Origin of the sequence: Christensenella massiliensis, from assembly GCF_040409835.1 — a bacterium.
GTDB classification, from domain to species: Bacteria; Bacillota; Clostridia; order Christensenellales; family Christensenellaceae; genus Christensenella; species Christensenella massiliensis.
Window position 1 is genome coordinate 1,309,682 of the sequence record NZ_CP117826.1, and the last position, 18,568, is coordinate 1,328,249.

An 18,568-nucleotide genomic window follows, 5' to 3' on the forward strand; every position below is an offset into this window, starting at 1 on the left:
CACCCTATATTATTCTACATTTCGGGTGAGCCTATGAGAACGAAATACAGTTTTACTTGTAGTAGTATTTAATTTCGCCTATGCGGTAAATTAAACCCTAAATAGTCACGGAACATCTTTCAAATTTTCATCGCCCCATGTTTTCATAAAATCTAAGACGGAAATAAAACTTCTTCCTAATTCAGTAAGAGTATATTCTACACGAGGCGGAACCTCATGGTAATCATGTCTAATTAAAAATCCGTCTGCTTCTAATTCTCGTAGTTGCTTGGTTAATGATGACTCTGTAATTTCTCCGATATGCCGCCGTAGTTCTCCAAACCTATGTATATCACGGATGGCGATATAGTATAAAATTTCTATTTTCCACTTTCCACCCAATATCTTTTGAAGTGTGGATATGGTTTTACATCTCTCAATCGCAAGTTCTGTCTTTCTCATCTCGTTGCTACTCCTTTCCTATACTATAATATACCATGTTCAATGATAAAGCAAGGTACTACAAAAAAGTACAGTACTTTTCAAATTCGTGTACAATGATATAATTAGTGTGAAGGAGGAAAACACTATGCACTACACTGGAACTATATGGAGGCCACCTTATGAGGCTTCTTCTTTGTTGCTGGAGGTTACTGCTGGATGCACGCATCACAAATGCAAATTCTGTACACTCTATAATGATTTGCCTTTCAAATTTAGAATGTCACCGTTAGAGGATATTGAAGCAGATTTGCAAGAAGCTGCTCATACGGTAAAACTCTGGAAAAATTTTTCCTTTGAAAGGACATTCTTAACTGGCGCTAATCCTTTTGTGCTAAAGTTTGATCGTTTAATGAAAATTGCCGATCTCGTTCATAAGTATATTCCGTCAAGCAGAACGATAGGCTGCTTTGCTCGTGTTACAGATGTTACGTTAAAAACAGATGAAGAACTGAAAGCTCTGCATAATGCCGGTTATGACGGCCTAACGATTGGAATTGAAACTGGTGACGATGAAGCGTTAAAGTTTATGAACAAAGGCTATCGTGCTGATGATATTGTCACACAATGTAAGCGACTTGACTTGGCTGGTATCCATTATAGCTTTTTCTACCTTACAAGTATCTCTGGAGCTGGACGAGGAGAGATTGGGGCGAAAGCCACTGCCGAGATCTGCAATCAGCTTCATCCTACGGAAGTAGGTGCTAATATGCTGACGATCTATCCCGATTCTGAACTGTATCAAGAAATTCAGCGCGGTACATGGAAAGAAGAGAGTGAGCTGGAAAAATATAAGGAAGTAAGAGCACTTATCGAGCATCTGAACATTCCGACAGCTTTCGGTGCTTTAGGAGCTTCTAATGCTTTTCAGCTTATGGGCATCTTACCACGGGATAAAAAGAAACTTTTAGACACTCTGGATAAAATAATAGAAAACGTCAGTGAAGAAGAACTGCAATATTATCGTAGAAACTTAAAACATTTATGACAGGAGGAAAATTTTGCATTTTACAGGAAGAACATGGCGCCCTCCCTATGAGGCACATTCGGTTATTATTCAGGCCACGTCTGGATGTACATACAATAAATGTCGGTTTTGTAGCCTTTACAAAGGTGAATGCTTCCGAATGTCCCCTATTGAAGAATTTGAGGAGGATTTAGCCGAAATTAAAAACTACCAGCCTAATGCAAGGCGTATTTTCTGGACGGGTGCTAATCCGTTTGTTATGAGCTACGAAAACTTAAAACTTCGCGCTTTAACTGTGCGGGATTATTTAATCAAATGCCAAACTATGGCGATGTTTGCAAGCATACGGGATATTAAGCCAAAAGAAGTTTGGCAGTTACGGAAACTTCGAGCGATGGGTATCAACGGACTAAGCATTGGAACAGAAAGCGGAGATGATCAAACCCTATTGCTCGCAAATAAGGGTTACACTTCTGAGGACATTATTGAACAGTGCCGGAAATTAGATGAAGCTGGTATTGAGTATTACTTTGTTTATATGACCGGGCTGGCAGGTAAAGGAAACGGGTATCGTAATGCTGTCAATAGTGCAAAGCTATTTAGCCAGCTTAATCCTTATTTCATCTCCGTGGACTCTTTAACACTGTTCCCTGATACTGAACTTTACGAAATGGCGAAAAGGGGAGAATTTGTACCTGCTGGAGAAAAAGAAAGGATTGAAGAGTTACAGGTATTTATTCAGAACTTGCAAATTAGGACGCATCTGCTTGCTAATACATCATCAAATTTTTATCCGGTAACAGCATTTTTGCCGAAGGAACGCGAAAAAGTAATTAGTGAATTACAGCATATCCTTGACACGGTTGACGAAGCAGAAATGATTGAATACCGTAATAATCTAAAGTCTTTGGGATAAATCTGAATACAAATACAATCTGCCGTACGACGGCAAAAGAAAAAAACCGTCGTGTGGCAGCACTCTCTCCATGCCCGATAAAGATTTGCGGCGGTTTTGAAATAACAATTTCAAGCCGCCGTTTTCTTTTCAAAAAATGAGAATACGGGGGGGTGTGTTAAAGTCGCCCTTTTTTAAGGATACGGCGGTGTCCGGGAGGTATCGCCGTGTCCTGTTTCTTTTTCCATCCCCCTAACCTGTCAAAAAAAGCCCACCCGCCCAACGGGATCAGTCCGGCGGCAGATGCGAAATTTGGCAGTACATAAATGAATTTGTCATTTCGTGCGCTTGCGTGGCCTTGTGTCGCGCAGGCGCATTTTGTTTGTCCGACTTCTGGACACTTTGTCCAGAGGTGCGGTGCGGCTCCCCTGGGTGCCGCTCTCCACCAGCCCCCGTTTCGGTCACTCGTTCACCCACACCGAAACGGAGGTTTATAATGACTACCATCAATCTGAAAGATTTTTATTATTGGTACATCCAGGATCAGTTTATCGAGGTTTCTGAGGAAGTGGCCGAGGCGCTCCGGGCCAGCGTCCGCTATGAAGCCGCTTACCAGCGGCGGCTCACCCGGCACAAGGCGCAGTATTCCTTGGACTGTGAGGACGGGATCGAATACTCGGCCTGCCTGCATGAGCCCACGCCCCAGGAGCTTCTGGAACGCATGGAGCTGTTTGTCCGGCTCTGGAACGCCCTCAACTCCCTGCCGGAGATCCAGGGCCGCCGGATCGATGCTCATATCATTCTTGGCAAAAGCATCAAAGAGATTGCCGAGGCCGAGGGTGTGCATGAGGAGTCCGTCCGCCAGTCTATCAAGCGGGGCCTGGAACGCATGAAAAAAACTTTTTGATTTTTGCTTTTTCCCCACTTGGAATTGATGCAAAAATGTCTTGGTTATTAGAGAGGGAAATATAAACCTCTCCGCAACGGAACGGCGGCGGCCCTGAGCATAGCGCGGGGAGCCGGGCGGCGGGTGCGCGGTGACTTCTCTCCACGGAGAACGAGCGACAAACACCAGCGCCGCAAGTGGGCCGGGCCAGCTCACGGCCACGATCCGCTATTGGACAGGCTGGCCGTCTGTCCCTCCGGGCCGCCGTTCCTCTGTTGCGTGGGGATGCCGCGCTGAGTATGGTTGTCTTTGGACAGGTCAAGGAAACGGGCGCGGCACTCCCTAATTTATCAAGAAAGAGGGAAACGCTCTATGAACTATGATCCAGAACTGGCGGCCCTGCTCTCCCAGCCGTGGAGTAACAATGCCTGTCGCGGCTATGTGATCTACGCGATGGAGAACTGCGGTTTTTCGCCCCAGGACATCCGGCGTGTGGTGGCTGAGCTCTATGAGGTTTTTGACATCCGTGGACTGGAAGAGGCCCAGCAACACTACGAGCGGAGTCCCTACTGACTTCTGGACACTTTGTCCAGAGGTACATATCCGGCCAAAGGCCAGCACTTTCACGGTGCTGGCCTTTGCCACGTTTCAAAACATTCTTTGATTGTATGGGAGGGATTTTATGCAGGCACAGGTCAAATACGAAAGTGAAGTCAAAACTGCTGTTCTCGGAGATCGCACGATCACCGTCAAAAATCTCACCCCCGTTCTTTCCCCGCAGGAACAGGATAAGCGCAACCGCGAGGTCGAGCGGCGGCTGTTCGATGTGTTCCGCAAATATGCCGGACGGGGGTAGGCCAGAGTCATCCTTGTGGTAAGGGGGCGGCAGAGGTACAATATAATTGTAGGTTGGCTCCCGTTTAACGGAAGGGAGCTAATTATGGATAGTAGAATAGATGCAATTTACGGGCGGCAGTCGATTGACAAAAAGGACAGTATCAGCATTGAAAGTCAATTTGAGTTTTGCCGCTATGAGCTTAAAGGCGGTGAGGGTAAGGAATACAAAGACAAGGGCTACTCTGGCAAGAACATTGAGCGCCCCGACTTCCAGCGGCTTCTGCAGGACATCAAGCTGGGCTTGATTAAGCGGGTGATCGTCTACAAGCTGGATCGGATTAGCCGTTCCATCGTGGACTTCGCAAAGCTCATGGAACTGTTCAAACAGTACGATGTGGAGTTTGTGTCCTGCACAGAAAAGTTTGACACTTCCACACCGATGGGCCGGGCGATGCTCAATATCTGCATTGTTTTTGCCCAGCTTGAACGCGAAAGCATCCAGATGCGTGTGCAGGACGCTTTTTATTCTCGGTGTACCAAAGGCTACTATATGCGGGGCCGGACGCCATACGGCTTTGATACCGAGCCCATCGTCATGGACGGGATCAAGACAAAACAGCTGGTGGAAAATGCGGAAATGGATTTTGCCGAGCTGATGTATCAAATGTATGCGGAGCCGGGCAACTCCTACGGCGATATATCCCGGTACTTTGCCGAGAACGACATTAAGGTTTATGACAAGTCCCTAAAGCGCGGGTTTATTGCTCAACTGCTGAGAAACCCCGTCTACGTCCAGGCCGATATGGACATCTACGAATACTTCAAGGCCCAGGGCGTAAAAATTGAAAGTCCCCCGGAAATGTTCACAGGGGACAATAGCTGTTATCTCTATCAAGGGCGCGAGGGCGAGGAGCCGATCCTTGTGATTGCTCCCCACCAGGGGCGCATCCCCTCCCAGCTCTGGCTGACCGTTCAGCGCAAGCTCTCACAAAACACGACATTCCAGAATGGTCGGAAATGCCATAACACATGGCTGGCCGGGAAAATCAAGTGCGGGCGCTGTGGTTACGCCCTGGCAAGTTTGAACGCCAGAAACGGTGTTACCTATTTGCGGTGCAAACAACGGGCAGACAATAAGAGCTGCGAGGGTGCCGGTACGCTGACCGCGCAAAACATGGAGGCGTTTGTCTACGGCGAGATGGTTAAGAAGATGCGGAAATTCCACACGCTGAAAGGCGGCAAGGAACAAAGCTACAATCCGAAGCTGACCGCCGCCCGTGTTGCCCTGGCAAAGACGGAAAGCGAGATCGAGAAACTTCTGGACACTTTGTCCGGGGCTAATCCGCTTCTCCTGCAATACGCAAATACACGCATTGAGGAACTGGATGCAGAACGGCAGAAACAGCTCCGGCTGGTCGCAGACCTCACCGCCAATTCTGTTTCCGCTTCACAGATTGATAGCATTACGGATTATCTCGATGACTGGGAGTCCGTGAGCTTTGACGATAAGCGCAAGGTGGTTGATATACTCATATCACAAATTGACGCTACCAGTGAGAGTGTTACAATCCACTGGAAAATCTAAAACCTTTTCACTTGGCATTATGCCCTTGTAAAAAATAGTTTTCTATCTATGATATAATATGGGAATCATCGTTTCTAAGAAAGCACCTCATATTATCAAAATTCGCAGATATTTTTTCCGCACAGGGGGTTGTCATGCCGGCTCCCTTACCGGCCGATACGGAACATATCGCGCAGGTGCTATTGTCCGATTCCAATATACGCTGCGTCATGAACCTTTGCCGCAAGGCGCAGACTGTTATGATATGCAGGTCATCGGAGGCGAAAAGTGAGAAACATCGGCTACAATGCCTTTTTACCACTATGACGGAATTCTCGAAAAATACCGAAGAAAGTGGCCGTCTACAAGCGGAAAATGATTTTTATGGGCGGCTGGAACAAAAACGGGTAACAGAGGACTTTAACTTGCAAAGGTCATTTAAGAAGTTAGCCGAACAGCCGGATTTAGCAAAAAAGCTTTACGCTTGTTTACCCCCCGTGTCGCAGAAATCGGCTGAATTACACCCACAAATTTATGAGAAAAATGAATTTTGAATAAAAAATAGCAAAAGCGGTTTTTACGAATCCGCAAAAACCGCTCTACTAAAAGATTTTCTCTGGAGCTGATGACGAGACTCGAACTCGTGACCTCATCCTTACCAAGGATGTGCGCTACCACCTGTGCCACATCAGCAGAATATAAGAAACAGCTTATTTATTATAAGCGAAACCAGAAAATATTTCAATATATAAGAGCAAAGCAAGGAAAATTTTTTTGAAAAAACAGGCTGCCTGCGGTCCTGCACCTGTCTTAACACATCCGCTGCGATGTGGTATAATAAATCCCGTTCAGTCAATGATTAGAAATGGAGCTTTATAGAATGGATATTGTTGTTTTAGCGGGCGGACTCAGTACGGAACGGGAAGTCTCTTTATCCTCAGGAACGATGGTGACGAATGCGCTTCGCCGGGCAGGGCACCGTGCAGTATTGGTGGATTCTTTCCTCGGCTTGGAGGTATCCGGAGATATCCGCGACGTCTTTCAGGCAGAGGGTGAGCTTCATGCAGTTCATGTCGACGAAAAGGCGCCCGATCTGGAACAGGTAAAGGCCGCGCGCGGAGAGAGCGGCTTTGGGACCATCGGCAAAAATGTCATTGAGATATGCCGTGCAGCTGATATCGTCTATATGGGGCTGCACGGAGAAGATGGGGAGAATGGACGCATGCAGGCATTTTTCGATGTGCTGGGCATCAAATATACGGGAACAGGCTATCTCGGCAGCGCGCTTGCTATGCATAAAGGGATCAGTAAGCGCATGATAGAGGATAGCAGTCTTCTGAAAGCCGCCAAAAGCGTGGTGCTTCACAGGGGAGAAGCGATAGATGATGCCGAAGCGGTCGGCTTTCCCTGCATCGTGAAGCCCTGCTGCGGCGGTTCGAGCATCGGCATCGAAAAAGCGTCGGATCAGGACGGGCTGCAGCGGGCGCTGGAGGAAGCGTTCTGCTATGAGGACGAGGTCATGGTGGAGCAATTTATCACAGGACGGGAGTTTTCAGTCGGCATTCTGGGCGATAGGGCGCTTCCGCCGATCGAGATCATTCCGCGCGGCGGCTTTTACGACTACGCGCACAAATATCAGGCCGGATGGACGGAAGAGGTATGCCCCGCCGCCATCGATGCGGAAACAGAAAAACGGATGCAGGAAATGGCGCGGGAAGCGTGCCGCCTCTTAAAGCTGGAGGTCTATGCGCGGGGAGAATTCATCCTCACGGAAAGCGGCGATATTTATTTTCTCGAGATGAATACGCTTCCGGGCATGACGCCGACCAGTCTGCTCCCACAGGAGGCAGCGGCCGCAGGGATCTCCTATGAGCAGCTATGTGAGCGCATCATAGAGCTTTCTCTTAAAAAATACAGGTGAACGGTATGAAAGAATTTTCTCTGGAGCAAGCAGTACAGGCGGTGCACGGAACCTTTTGCGGAGACAGCGCCCTGCTTTCGCGGAACGTCCGCGGCGTTGTGATCGACAACCGCAGGGTGGAGCCGGATTTTTTATTCGTTCCCATTAAAGGAGAACGTTTTGACGGACATGACTTCATTCCCGCCGCTTACGAGGCCGGAGCGGTCGCCTGTATCACAGAACGGCCGCTTGAAACAGACCATCCATATATTTTAGTAGAGGATTCGCTTGCCGCGTTTCAAGGCCTCGCAGAATTTTATAAAAGTCTTTTTTCCGTTAAGACCGTTGGTATCACGGGCAGCGTAGGCAAAACAACGACCAAAGAGCTCATCGCTTCCGTGCTGTCTCAAAAATACGATGTATTGAAATCGGAGGGAAACCTCAACAACCAGACAGGCGTTCCGCTGACGGTACTCCGTCTGGAGGCACATCACGATGTCGCTGTCGTTGAAATGGGAACCAATCATTTCGGCGAGATACGCAGCCTTGCTAAGATCGTCCGGCCGGAGCTTTGCTTCCTGACCAACATCGGCGAGGCGCACATCGAGCATTTGGGTTCTAAGGAGGGCATCCTAAAAGCAAAATCTGAAATGCTGGAATATATGCAGCCGGACGGTCATGTATTTATAAATGGGGACGACCCGTATTTGAAAACGCTCCGCGATACGCGGATGGATGTGACAGCGTTCGGCCTCGGCAGAGAAAACGACATTTATGCAAAGGAAATACACAGCCGCGGTCTTGGCGGAACAGATTTTGTGATCCATGTGCCGGACGCGGAATTTAAAGTGCATGTGCCGTCGCCGGGCAGCCACATGATATACAATGCGCTTGCAGCGGCAGCGGCAGGCCTTGCACTCGGCATGGCGCCGGACGAGATCGCTGCGGGGCTTGCAGCCTATCGTACGATCGCCGGCCGGATGTGTATCGAAGAAAAAAACGGCATCACCGTTTTGAACGACGTATATAATGCGAATCCGGGCTCTATGCGTGCCGCTCTCGACGTTCTGGCCTATGCGGAGGGCGGCAGGGTATGTATTCTCGGGGATATGCTGGAGCTCGGCGAACAGGCGGAGCAGTATCACCGCGAGCTTGGGCGATATGCCGCCAAAAATGCGGACCGTGTTCTGTGCGTCGGGGCACTCGCGAAATATATCTGCGAGGAAGCGCATAATGCAGGTGCAGAGGCGGAATGGTTCCGTACACAGGACGAATTGCTGGAAAAGCTTGGCGGCTTCATTCACGCGGGAGACGCCGTGCTCGTCAAGGCCTCGCGCGGTATGCGGCTCGAGCGGACCGTCGAACAGCTGTTGAAATAAACAGAAGACCGTACCAACGGCCCTGTTTTCTCAAAAAAATTCTTTATTCTTTTATATGGCTTCTAAACCAACGAGAGCGGCATTTGAGCCGCTCCCGCTTTCACGCTGCGCCGTATTATTTACAGGATATCGATATATTCCCCGCTCAGCGCCTTATTCATGCTTCTGACAGCGCAGAATTTTCCGCACATTGAGCAGCTGTCCTCATGCTCCGGCGCTCTGCTGTCACGGATACCTTTTGCCGTCTGCGGATCGAGCGAGCATTCCCACTGCTTTTCCCAGTCAAAGGTACGCCGCGCATCAGCCATCGCATCGTCGATATCCCGTGCATGCGGAACCTTCTTCGCGATATCCGCCGCATGCGCGGCAATTTTAGAGGCGATGATCCCCTGCTTGACGTCATTGACATCCGGAAGCGCCAGATGCTCCGCCGGGGTGACATAACAGAGAAAGGCCGCGCCGGAAGCCGCTGCGATCGCTCCGCCGATCGCCGACGTGATGTGATCATATCCGGGAGCGATATCAGTGACGATCGGCCCCAGCACATAGAACGGCGCGCCCATGCAAAGCGTCTGCTGTATCTTCATATTGGCTTCTATCTGGTCCATCGGCATGTGCCCGGGCCCTTCCACCATCACCTGAACATCTTTTTCCCATGCGCGCTTTGTCAGCTCTCCCAGCCGAACAAGCTCTTCGATCTGGCAGACGTCGCTCCCGTCGGCAAGGCAGCCGGGGCGGCAGGCATCGCCCAAAGAGATCGTTACGTCGTATTCGCGGCAGATATCGAGAATTTCGTCGTAATATTCATAGAAAGGATTTTCCTCGCCCGTCATGCTCATCCATGCAAAGACCAGCGAGCCGCCGCGCGACACGATGTTCATTTTTCTTTTATGCTTTCTGATCTGCTCGATCGTCTTTCGTGTGATGCCGCAGTGCAGCGTTACAAAATCGACGCCGTCTTCAGCATGCAGACGGATCACATCAATAAAATCCTTTGCCGACAGCGTGGCAAGGTCGCGCTGATAGTGGATCACACTGTCATACACCGGGACCGTACCGATCATAGCAGGACATTCGCTTACCAATTTTCTGCGGAACGGCTGCGTGTTCCCGTGGGAGGATAGATCCATGATCGCTTCCGCACCCAGCTCTACCGCGGCCATCACCTTTTGCATCTCGACATCGTAATCCTTGCAGTCGCGGGACACGCCGAGATTCACGTTGATCTTGGTCCGCAGCATAGAGCCAACACCGTTTGGCTCGATACAGGTATGCAGCTTGTTTGCGCAGACCGCGACCTGCCCCTTTGCGACCAATTCCCTGATTTCCTCTTCCGTGCGGTATTCCTTTGCCGCGACCTCTTTCATTTCCGGAGTAACGAGTCCCTTTTTAGCCGCTTCCATCTGAGTCTTATAATTTCTCATTGCTTTTATTTCCTTTCCGGCAGATAGTTTATTTTTTATCGGCAAAACAGCCATTCAAAGCAAAAGCATGCTCGATCGGGCCTGCACCCTTCCCCAAATCGAGCATAGCTGCAAGCGCACAGGATAAATAGCTTTTTGCCCTTTGTACCGCTTCGTCGAGCGTAAATCCCTTAGCAAGATTGGAAGCGACCGCACTTGACAGCGTGCAGCCCGTTCCGTGCGTATTGGGATTTTCGATCCGCTCTCCTCTGAACCACCGGAAGCCTCCATCCGCATAGAGCAGATCATCGGCGGCTCCGCTGCTGTGCCCTCCTTTCAAAAGGACCGCGCAGCCGAACGCGTCTCCGATTCGTTTTGCCGCGCACAGCATATCCCCCTCTTCACGGATGGTAACTCCCGATAGGACCGCCGCCTCCGGGATATTCGGCGTGACGAGCGCCGCGATGGGAAACAACTCGTTCGCCAATACCTCCGCTGTACCGCTTCCCATCAGGGCTGAACCGCTGGTCGCTGCCATCACAGGGTCTACTACAATGTTTTTCGCCTGATAATACCGCAGCCGTTCAGCAATCGTGCGCACCAGCTCAGCCGACGGCAGCATACCGATCTTGACCGCATCCGGAAATATATCCTCGAATACCGCGTCGAGCTGTTCCCTCAAAAATTCGGGCGGCGTTTCTAAAACCGCGCGGACGCCGGTCGTGTTCTGCGCTGTGAGCGCCGTGACCGCACTCATCGCATAAACGCCGTTCATCGTCATCGTTTTGACATCCGCCTGAATACCGGCGCCGCCGCAGGAATCGCTCCCCGCGATCGATAATGCCGTTTTCATTGTTTTTCTCCTTTGAAAGTGTTGATCGTATTGCTTGCGCTTACAAGGAGCATCTGCTCCGTCGTTTTACCAATCATATCGTGGGTATCCGCTTCCGGCTGCCACTTGCGCCGCTTTTTTCAATTCTTCCGCCGCTTTGCGGATATCCCCGGCGGCAAAAAGCGCTGATACGGCGGCAACCCCTTTCATCCCGCAGCCTTTCAGCTCCTGTATATTGGCGAGGCTGATACCGCCGATCGCAACAACCGGTATCGCCACGGAATCACAAATCTCTCTGAGCTGTTTTGTTGTGATGCGGACGGCATTTTTCTTGGTGGGAGAGGGAAATACGGCTCCGACGCCAAGATAATCTGCTCCGGCCCGCTCCGCCGCCCGCGCCTGTCCTACCGTTTTCGCTGTCGCACCGATAATAAAGCCTTTCGGCGCTCTTTTGCGTATTTCTGCAACGGGTGCGTCACCGAGCCCGACATGGACGCCGTCCGCGCCGCTCTCCAGCGCTACATCAACGCTATCGTTGATGAGCAGCGGCACTCCGTAACGGCGGCAAAGCGTGCTGGCCGCGGCCGCTTCCCGCAGAAACTCCTCTTTTCCAAGCTCCTTTTCCCGGAGCTGAACGGCGGTCGCCCCGCCTTTCAGCGCTTCCTCGATTTGTTCACACAGCGTTTGCCGTCCCGTCCAGCTTCGGTCGGTCACAGCATACAGGAGCAACATCTCTTTATGAAAAATCATTTCTTCTCTCCAGTGCGCGGAGGTAATCCGCCGTATCTTTACATTCCATGAGCCCGCTCATGACACACGCGCCTGCCGCTCCGGCTTTGCGTATCTTCCCGATATTTTCCGCATCGATCCCGCCGATCGCGTATACCGGAATAGAAACGCATGCGCATATCTCCTCTAAAAATTTTAATCCGCGTCCGGCAAGGCCTCTTTTGCAGTCCGTCTCAAAAATATGCCCGGCCGTAATGTAGGTGCAGCCCTGTTTCTCAGCGGCTTTTGCTTCCTCCACGGAATGGCAGGACGCGCCGAGCTTCCGAAATCTTGCCTTCTCTCTCCCGCTCATGCTCATCAATATCGGAAAAGGCACATGCAAGAACTCCGCTCCCAAGGCAGCGGCTACCTCCGCAAAGGTATGCAGGAAGCAGTTTACACCGTATGCGCCGCAAATTTTCAGGACTTGGCGGGCGAGAGCTATATATTCATCCTCCGGCAAATCCTTTTCCCGCAGGATGAGCCCTGCGGGCTTTGCCCGGGCAATTTGCCCGACTCTTTCCAAAAAGCTCCCACGGCAGAGCTTCCGGTTGGTAACGCAGAGAATATCAGACATAGAGGTAGTCGTTCAAGACAGGCTGCAGGCCCTCTTCGGCAATATCCCGATACATTTGGTTCAGGCTCCGGCCGTCGTCGATCTCGAACTGCTCGTCTCCCTGCGCGCCGTCCGTCTCCTTTCCGCTGTATTTTCTTTCATGGTCGCCTATCCCCGTAGAAACGCCTGCCGACACCTTAGTCGCAGCGATCTTGACGATGCCGTTGCGGAATGCGGCGCTCTCACGCGACGATACCGTGATCCCCACAAAGGGCAGGAAAATACGGTATGCGCAGAGCACCTGACAAAGCTGCTTTTGGTGCACATCCAACGGGTCGATCCTATCATTGTTGATAATAGGCCGCAGTCTCGGACAGGACAGCGACATCTCCGCATACGGATATTTGCGCTGGAGATAGTAGACATGCAGCGCGCTTGCCAAAGCATCCTTCCTGAAATCGGATAACCCAAGCAGCGCGGAGAACGCCACGCCTCTCATGCCGCCCATAAGCGCGCGCTCCTGCGCATCAAACCGGTAGGGCCATACGCGCTTATGCCCAAACAGGTGGAGCTTTTCATATCGCTCCGCGTCGTAGGTCTCCTGAAAAACCGTTACATAATCTGCGCCGCATTCGTGGAGATAGCGGTATTCGTCCGTATTGACGGGATAGATCTCAAGGCCCACCATGCGAAAATAATTCCTTGCCAGCCTGCATGCTTCCCCGATATAATCCACACCGCTCTGCGTCCGGCTCTCTCCGGTCAGGAGCAGTATCTCCTCCATGCCGCTGTCCGCAATGATTTTCATTTCCTTTTCGATTTGCTCTATCGTCAGCTTCATGCGGTTGATGTGGTTATAGCAATTGAAGCCGCAGTAGACACAATAGTTTTCGCAATAATTTGCAATATACAGCGGGGTGAACAAATATACGGTATTGCCGAAATGCCTGCTCGTCTCGACCCGTGCCCGCTGCGCCATTTGTTCAAGAAACGGCTCGGCGGCGGGCGAAAGCAGCGCCTTAAAGTCTTCGACCGAACAGGTCTCATGCTCCAGAGCCGTCCGTACGTCTTTCGCGGTATACCGTGCATAATCATAGGCCTCCATTTGCCCTATGACATTGGCGCAGACATCCGACTCGATCCGTTCCATACCGGGAAGATATTCCATGTGGCTGCGGCGGACGGACGGGTCAGTCTCCAGCCTGTGCTTTTTTTCCAATGCCTGCGGCGACAGATATTCCGAATCTACAAAAAAGCGATCATCCATTGTCTTTTCCTCTCAGTCGCGCAAAAATCCGGTCAGCGGATCGGAAGCGGACGCACCGCGTGCAAGTACCCTTCCGAGGCCCGCAAGATATGCCTTTCTTCCGGCCTCTATCCCTTGGCGGAATGCCGCAGCCATCATCGGGATATCTCCAGCTGTGGCAAGAGCGGTATTTGCCATGACTGCGGCAGCGCCCATTTCCATCGCCTCGCATGCCTGAGACGGTCTTCCGATCCCCGCGTCTACAATAATAGGAAGCTCTATTTCGTCTATCAGGATCTGAATAAACTCTTTTGCGGTCAGCCCCTTGTTGGAACCGATCGGAGCAGCCAGAGGCATGACCGCCGCAGCGCCGGCGCAGGCAAGGTCCCGCGCGGCATTCAGATCGGGATACATATATGGCATGACGATAAATCCCTCTTTTGCAAGGACCTCCGTAGCCCGTATGGTCTCCTGATTATCGGGGAGCAAATATTTGGAATCGCGCATGATCTCTATCTTCACAAAATCTCCGCATCCGAGCTCTCTCGCCAGCCGCGCGATGCGTACGGCTTCCTCCGCATTCCGCGCACCGCTCGTATTGGGAAGCAGCGTAACCCCTTTTGGTATAAAATCCAGTATGCTTTCCCGTTCTTTCGTATTCGCACGGCGGACCGCAAGTGTGATGATCTCTGCCCCGGCATCCCGTACTGCCGCTTCGATCAGTCCGAGGGAATATTTACCCGAACCAAGAATAAACCGCGAGTGAAATTTGTGTCCGCCTATCCATAATATATCCTGCTCCATTTTTCTTCCTTCTTTCTCCTAAGCTTCTTTTGCCAAAATCTGCAGCACTGCGTGCGCCTGATGCGCCGCACAGAGCATCACCCGGGCGGATACGAGCCCGATCTCATCCGCGGCATCGCTGACTTCATCACCGCAAAGATAAAAACGGTTGGTGAGCCTCCTCGTTTTGATATCGTTCGCGCTGCCCAAGCCCGCCATGCCGGAGGCTGCGATCAAATATTTCCCGGGCATCTTCTCTGTTACGGTATCCACAAGCATGGCCTTGTATTCCGCATCGTCAAAGGCCTCGCAGACGATGTCCGCCTCTTTTAAAAGCGCTGCGGCATTTTCCCTGTCTATCCGCACCGTATGGGTCTCCAAAGCAGTATAAGGAGCGATTTCCTTCAAATTCTCCGAGAGGGCTTCCGTTTTCAGCCTGCCTATCTGCTCCGCCTTATATTGCTGCCGGTGAAGATTCGTGAGGTCTACCCTATCAAAATCAATGAGGATCAGCTTCCCTATGCCCGCGCGGGCAAGCGCTACCGCAATATTGGAGCCAAGGCCTCCGAGGCCGCACACGGCAACAACGGCGGAAGAAAAGCTTTTTTGCCGTTCTCTTCCGTGGCGCAGCTCCAACGCAGCCTGCCATTCGTCTCTTGATGGAATCATCTCAGCCGCCTCCTACAAAGCTGACGATCTCAACGACGTCTTCATCCATAAGGACCGTTTCGTCATATCGCGCTTTGGGAACGATATCTCCGTTGCGTTCCACGGCGATCCGTCCGGTGTCATAGGCTGTACCCGCCAGATATTCCGCTATACTCTTTCCGGCAGCATCCGCCGCCTCTCCATTGATCCTGACCATTTGCTTTCCTCCGGGCAAAACAAAACGGGAAGCCCCAAACCTGAAGCTTCCCGCTCAATATGCTTTATTTCAGTATCCCTACGTTGGCATTATCCAAATCAGGTTATGGGTCGAAAGTAACACTTTCCTCTCAGCCTGTCTCACAAGCTCCCTAATGTTCAGTTGTTTTATATAGTATATATCGTTTTCCAACGGTATGCAAGCTGTTTTATTGATTTTTATTCGTTCATACTAATATAATTTAGAAAATATGCAATGGGATCTCTATCGGCTCCAATAAGAGCGTTTTCATCTCTTCATCCAATTTCAGCAAAGAAACGGAGCAGCCCGCCATATCAAGGGACGTACAATAGTTTCCCACATAGCTTCTAAACGTTTTGATTCCTGCAGCATCAAGCATTTCCGCTACTTTTCGATAGGCAATATATAATTCCATTGTAGGCGTGGCACCAAGACCGTTGACCATAACGGCAACTTCATCACTTGCACGGAAAGGTAGATCTTCCAGAATATTTTTTACGATATTTTCTATTAATATATCTGCAGGCTGCCATTTCATACGTTCCCGCCCAGGTTCGCCATGGATCCCTATCCCGATTTCTATCTCATCATCTTCAATCTCGAAAATAGGCGTTCCTTTTGCAGGAGGAATGCAGGAAGTCAATGAAAATCCCATAGAACGTGTATTCGCATTGACACGCTCAGCAAGTGCGACAAGAGTTTCAAGATCGGCTCCCTGTTCTGCTTTTGCACATACGACCTTATAGCCAAATATCGCTCCGCAAATACCTCGCCGGCCCGCCGTGTAGGTACTGTCTTTTACAGCCACATCATCGTCTGTCATAACGGTCTTCGTTTTTATTCCGTCCATTTCACACATTTCTGCCGCCATTGAAAATTGTGCCCTATCGCCCGTATAGTTTTTGACCATAAATAAAACACCCTGATTGCCTGCAGTAAGTTTGGCTGCCTCATAAATTGCATCGGCCGTAGGTGCCGCAAATACAGGGCCCGCGACGATCGCATCCATCATACCTTTTCCTACAAAACCAAGTTGGTCTGGCTCATGTCCGCTGCCCGATCCTGTAATGACCGCTACTTTCTTTTTATTTAGCTGTTTCCTGTATACGATCCGCTTTTCAGGAATAGAATCTACCAACTCTGGATTTGCAGCTACCAAACCACTGATCATTTCGTTCACTGCGTCTTCTGCCCTATTGATTATTTTTTTCATATTTTTTCTCCTTTCATGCTCCGAAAAAATCTCTCGCTGCCTCAAACATATAATAAATCGCCATTGAGCCCGCGTCTCGATTCCCACGGCTTCGTTCTCCGAGATAAGATGCACGTCCTTTTTTTGCAATCATATCAATCGTACTGTCCGAACCTTTTTTAGCTGCAACTGCCGCTTCCCGCAACCCCTGTTTTAAATTCAATTGCGTTTTTGCTGCTCTGCGAAACACTTCAACAGCAGGTGCAAGAGCATCAATCATCGTTTTATCGCCTATCTGCGTATTTTCTCCACGCTCTGACATTCCTTTTAAAGCTGCACATAGTAGATCTGCACAATCTTTCATCGTTAAGTATATTTTGTCCTTTGCCTGCATTGCCATGCGCATAAAACCGGTTCCCAAAATAGCTCCGGATGTCCCTCCGATCGACGAAACGAGTGTCATTCCGGTCTTTTTAAGAATATCGGAAATGCTATCTTCCTGCCATTGAGGTATTTTTTCAAGTACTTCCGAAAATCCTGTTTTAATACCAATACCACAGTCCCCATCTCCAATCTTTGAATCGAGCTCCGTAAGTTCCGGTTCTACCTCAATCATTTTACGGCTGATTGTGTCCAGTAATTGAATCAATATACGCCTTTGTTCCATTTTTCCCTCCTTATTTCATGCCTTTCGCAGCGTTCATGAACCTGCGCTGATAAGAAATGACTTGATTTGTCGAGGTGAAACGCGCAAGATAGCCCGGTTCTGCCGTAATCACTACCCGATCTGACATGTCTGAAAATTCCGGGTCTGCAAGAAGCCTGTCGATATCCGGATAGTTATATTCTCCTTCCATGCTGCATATAATCAGCCGCGTATCCTCTAAATTACAACCTCTCATTACGCGCAGATTGTGGCGGATTCCGTCCAACCCATCGTTGCCTTCTTTATCTCTGAACCGTCGGGCATTTAAAATATCCTCTCCCATATTCAGTACGTCAATCAGTTCTTTTTCCGCTTCATCTGGGCATAAGTAATCATTTTGTAGTAGAAAATCCCTCAATTCTATCAAATGGTTTTTATCTCGGTCTGTCGCATAGCAGTCAAGCCTTGATTTGATATATGTACTTTGCATCGCGCGGTGGCGGATAAAGCTGTTAATAAAATAAGGTTTCGCCTGTAGAGCTAATTGAGTTTGATACGGTTCAAACATAAGCGTGAAATTCACACGATATCCATGTTCGCGTAGCATCAAGGCTAAATTATGTCCCCGCAGAGCGTCCGCCGTTGCAACAGTTTTAAAATTTTTTGAAAAACGCTTATTTCCTTCCATCAATTCGTGAACATTCTCGCTGTTTACCGGCCCTGTATGCGATACTTTAATCACAACACGATATTTAGAAAACATTTCTCTGAATTTTTCTGCTTCTTCCAGAATGGCCGCTTCTGATTTTTCAAAAGGATTATTTAATTCTACACTAATATCGCAGCCCGGCCCAAGAATTTTCCCGATTTCTTCCATCACTTCATCGCGTGTTTTATACTGTCCGCCTATATTAGCTTTGGGATTATTAATAAACAAATCGTAGACAATTCCCGGGTTGCATGTTAAGTTCGCAATGAGGTTTGCAATAGGGCGAACTTCGTAGGGGTTTGCACTGTCGGCCGAAAAGAGTAAATTCGTCGGACGTTTTTCCCCATTTTTGTCATATGAAATATCGCGCACCAAATCTACACGCAGAACACCGCTCTGCTCCATACATAGCAACCGTTTAAATCCTGGCGGCGTCCCGTCTTCATTCCGATAGAGCGTATCTATTACATCACGATACTGCGTCGTGACACCGATACGCTGTACTCTATTTTCTATCGCCTTGAAGTCGTCTATACATACGTCCATGTCCTCCGCGCGCTTGACATAATCCTCTTCACCAGCTACCATTCCTTTTTCTGCAATCAGCGTTTTTAATTTCAATTCAATCATTTCCTTTTC

21 protein-coding genes, 1 tRNA gene and 1 riboswitch are annotated in these 18,568 nt (G+C 49.8%); of the genes, 9 read left to right on the top strand and 13 right to left on the bottom strand.

All coding sequences use genetic code 11. From position 1 onward, the window contains the following. Positions 1 to 105: 105 nt before the first annotated feature. Positions 106 to 441, bottom strand: a complete 336-nt coding sequence (locus PUP29_RS06345) for a winged helix-turn-helix transcriptional regulator (RefSeq protein ID WP_353422710.1) — start codon at positions 439 to 441, stop codon at positions 106 to 108. A 127-nt stretch (positions 442 to 568) separates the two neighbouring features. Here PUP29_RS06345 and PUP29_RS06350 point away from each other — a divergent pair, with 127 nt between their 5' ends. The 7 genes from PUP29_RS06350 (at position 569) to PUP29_RS06380 (ending at position 6,183) form a co-directional block, all read left to right on the top strand. Continuing rightward, positions 569 to 1,468: a radical SAM protein gene (locus PUP29_RS06350; protein WP_353422711.1), complete on the top strand. Its 900-nt coding sequence runs from the start codon at positions 569 to 571 to the stop codon at positions 1,466 to 1,468. Positions 1,469 to 1,481: 13 nt separating this feature from the next. After that, positions 1,482 to 2,363, top strand: a complete 882-nt coding sequence (locus tag PUP29_RS06355) for a radical SAM protein (RefSeq protein WP_353422713.1) — start codon at positions 1,482 to 1,484, stop codon at positions 2,361 to 2,363. A 475-nt stretch (positions 2,364 to 2,838) separates the two neighbouring features. Next, entirely contained in the window at positions 2,839 to 3,249 is a 411-nt protein-coding gene (locus PUP29_RS06360) for an RNA polymerase sigma factor (protein WP_289600364.1), read from the top strand. Between the two features lie 351 nt (positions 3,250 to 3,600). Next, positions 3,601 to 3,801 carry a hypothetical protein gene (locus PUP29_RS06365; protein WP_087307739.1) on the top strand — a complete coding sequence of 67 codons (201 nt, stop codon included), beginning with the start codon at positions 3,601 to 3,603 and terminating at the stop codon, positions 3,799 to 3,801. Between the two features lie 109 nt (positions 3,802 to 3,910). Further along, positions 3,911 to 4,084 carry a hypothetical protein gene (locus tag PUP29_RS06370; RefSeq protein WP_353422714.1) on the top strand — a complete coding sequence of 58 codons (174 nt, stop codon included), beginning with the start codon at positions 3,911 to 3,913 and terminating at the stop codon, positions 4,082 to 4,084. A gap of 84 nt (positions 4,085 to 4,168) precedes the next feature. Further along, entirely contained in the window at positions 4,169 to 5,650 is a 1,482-nt protein-coding gene (locus PUP29_RS06375; protein WP_353422715.1) for a recombinase family protein, read from the top strand. Between the two features lie 134 nt (positions 5,651 to 5,784). Continuing rightward, the gene (locus PUP29_RS06380) at positions 5,785 to 6,183 is read left to right on the top strand and encodes a hypothetical protein (RefSeq protein WP_353422716.1); all 399 of its coding nucleotides are present in this window, start codon (positions 5,785 to 5,787) and stop codon (positions 6,181 to 6,183) included. A 63-nt stretch (positions 6,184 to 6,246) separates the two neighbouring features. Here the strand turns inward: PUP29_RS06380 and PUP29_RS06385 are convergent. Further along, a tRNA-Thr gene (locus tag PUP29_RS06385) sits at positions 6,247 to 6,322 on the bottom strand. Positions 6,323 to 6,509: 187 nt separating this feature from the next. Here PUP29_RS06385 and PUP29_RS06390 point away from each other — a divergent pair. Both PUP29_RS06390 and PUP29_RS06395 read left to right on the top strand, forming a co-directional pair. After that, a complete protein-coding gene (locus tag PUP29_RS06390) occupies positions 6,510 to 7,550 on the top strand; it encodes a D-alanine--D-alanine ligase family protein (RefSeq protein ID WP_353422717.1) in 1,041 nt (346 codons plus the stop codon). Positions 7,551 to 7,555: 5 nt separating this feature from the next. Continuing rightward, positions 7,556 to 8,908 (top strand): UDP-N-acetylmuramoyl-tripeptide--D-alanyl-D-alanine ligase, encoded by a 1,353-nt coding sequence (locus PUP29_RS06395; RefSeq protein ID WP_353422718.1) that lies wholly within the window; start codon positions 7,556 to 7,558, stop codon positions 8,906 to 8,908. Between the two features lie 119 nt (positions 8,909 to 9,027). Here the strand turns inward: PUP29_RS06395 and thiC are convergent, their stop codons facing one another. The 11 genes from thiC to PUP29_RS06450 form a co-directional block, all read right to left on the bottom strand. After that, entirely contained in the window at positions 9,028 to 10,332 is a 1,305-nt protein-coding gene (thiC, locus tag PUP29_RS06400) for a phosphomethylpyrimidine synthase ThiC (RefSeq protein WP_353422719.1), read from the bottom strand. A gap of 28 nt (positions 10,333 to 10,360) precedes the next feature. Beyond that, a complete protein-coding gene (gene thiD, locus PUP29_RS06405; RefSeq protein WP_079546686.1) occupies positions 10,361 to 11,164 on the bottom strand; it encodes a bifunctional hydroxymethylpyrimidine kinase/phosphomethylpyrimidine kinase in 804 nt (267 codons plus the stop codon). A 66-nt stretch (positions 11,165 to 11,230) separates the two neighbouring features. Further along, positions 11,231 to 11,893, bottom strand: coding sequence for a thiamine phosphate synthase (gene thiE / locus PUP29_RS06410; protein WP_079546685.1), 663 nt, complete (start codon positions 11,891 to 11,893; stop codon positions 11,231 to 11,233). Further along, a complete protein-coding gene (locus tag PUP29_RS06415; protein WP_079546684.1) occupies positions 11,880 to 12,488 on the bottom strand; it encodes a thiamine phosphate synthase in 609 nt (202 codons plus the stop codon). Before PUP29_RS06415 ends, thiE begins: the two co-directional genes overlap by 14 nt. Further along, positions 12,481 to 13,734: a 2-iminoacetate synthase ThiH gene (gene thiH / locus PUP29_RS06420; RefSeq protein WP_079546683.1), complete on the bottom strand. Its 1,254-nt coding sequence runs from the start codon at positions 13,732 to 13,734 to the stop codon at positions 12,481 to 12,483. Before thiH ends, PUP29_RS06415 begins: the two co-directional genes overlap by 8 nt. A 12-nt stretch (positions 13,735 to 13,746) precedes the next feature. Next, positions 13,747 to 14,517, bottom strand: coding sequence for a thiazole synthase (locus PUP29_RS06425; protein WP_079546682.1), 771 nt, complete (start codon positions 14,515 to 14,517; stop codon positions 13,747 to 13,749). 18 nt (positions 14,518 to 14,535) lie between these two features. Further along, the gene (thiF, locus tag PUP29_RS06430) at positions 14,536 to 15,165 is read right to left on the bottom strand and encodes a sulfur carrier protein ThiS adenylyltransferase ThiF (protein WP_079546681.1); all 630 of its coding nucleotides are present in this window, start codon (positions 15,163 to 15,165) and stop codon (positions 14,536 to 14,538) included. 1 nt (position 15,166) lies between these two features. Continuing rightward, on the bottom strand, positions 15,167 to 15,361 hold the full coding sequence (gene thiS, locus PUP29_RS06435; protein ID WP_079546680.1) for a sulfur carrier protein ThiS: 195 nt from the start codon (positions 15,359 to 15,361) through the stop codon (positions 15,167 to 15,169). Positions 15,362 to 15,419: 58 nt separating this feature from the next. Next, positions 15,420 to 15,523, bottom strand: a riboswitch (TPP riboswitch). 79 nt (positions 15,524 to 15,602) lie between these two features. Continuing rightward, positions 15,603 to 16,595, bottom strand: coding sequence for a dihydroxyacetone kinase subunit DhaK (gene dhaK / locus PUP29_RS06440; RefSeq protein ID WP_079546679.1), 993 nt, complete (start codon positions 16,593 to 16,595; stop codon positions 15,603 to 15,605). 13 nt (positions 16,596 to 16,608) lie between these two features. After that, the gene (dhaL, locus tag PUP29_RS06445; protein WP_079546678.1) at positions 16,609 to 17,241 is read right to left on the bottom strand and encodes a dihydroxyacetone kinase subunit DhaL; all 633 of its coding nucleotides are present in this window, start codon (positions 17,239 to 17,241) and stop codon (positions 16,609 to 16,611) included. A gap of 10 nt (positions 17,242 to 17,251) precedes the next feature. Next, positions 17,252 to 18,559: a transaldolase family protein gene (locus PUP29_RS06450; protein WP_353422724.1), complete on the bottom strand. Its 1,308-nt coding sequence runs from the start codon at positions 18,557 to 18,559 to the stop codon at positions 17,252 to 17,254. Between the last annotated feature and the right edge of the window lie 9 nt (positions 18,560 to 18,568).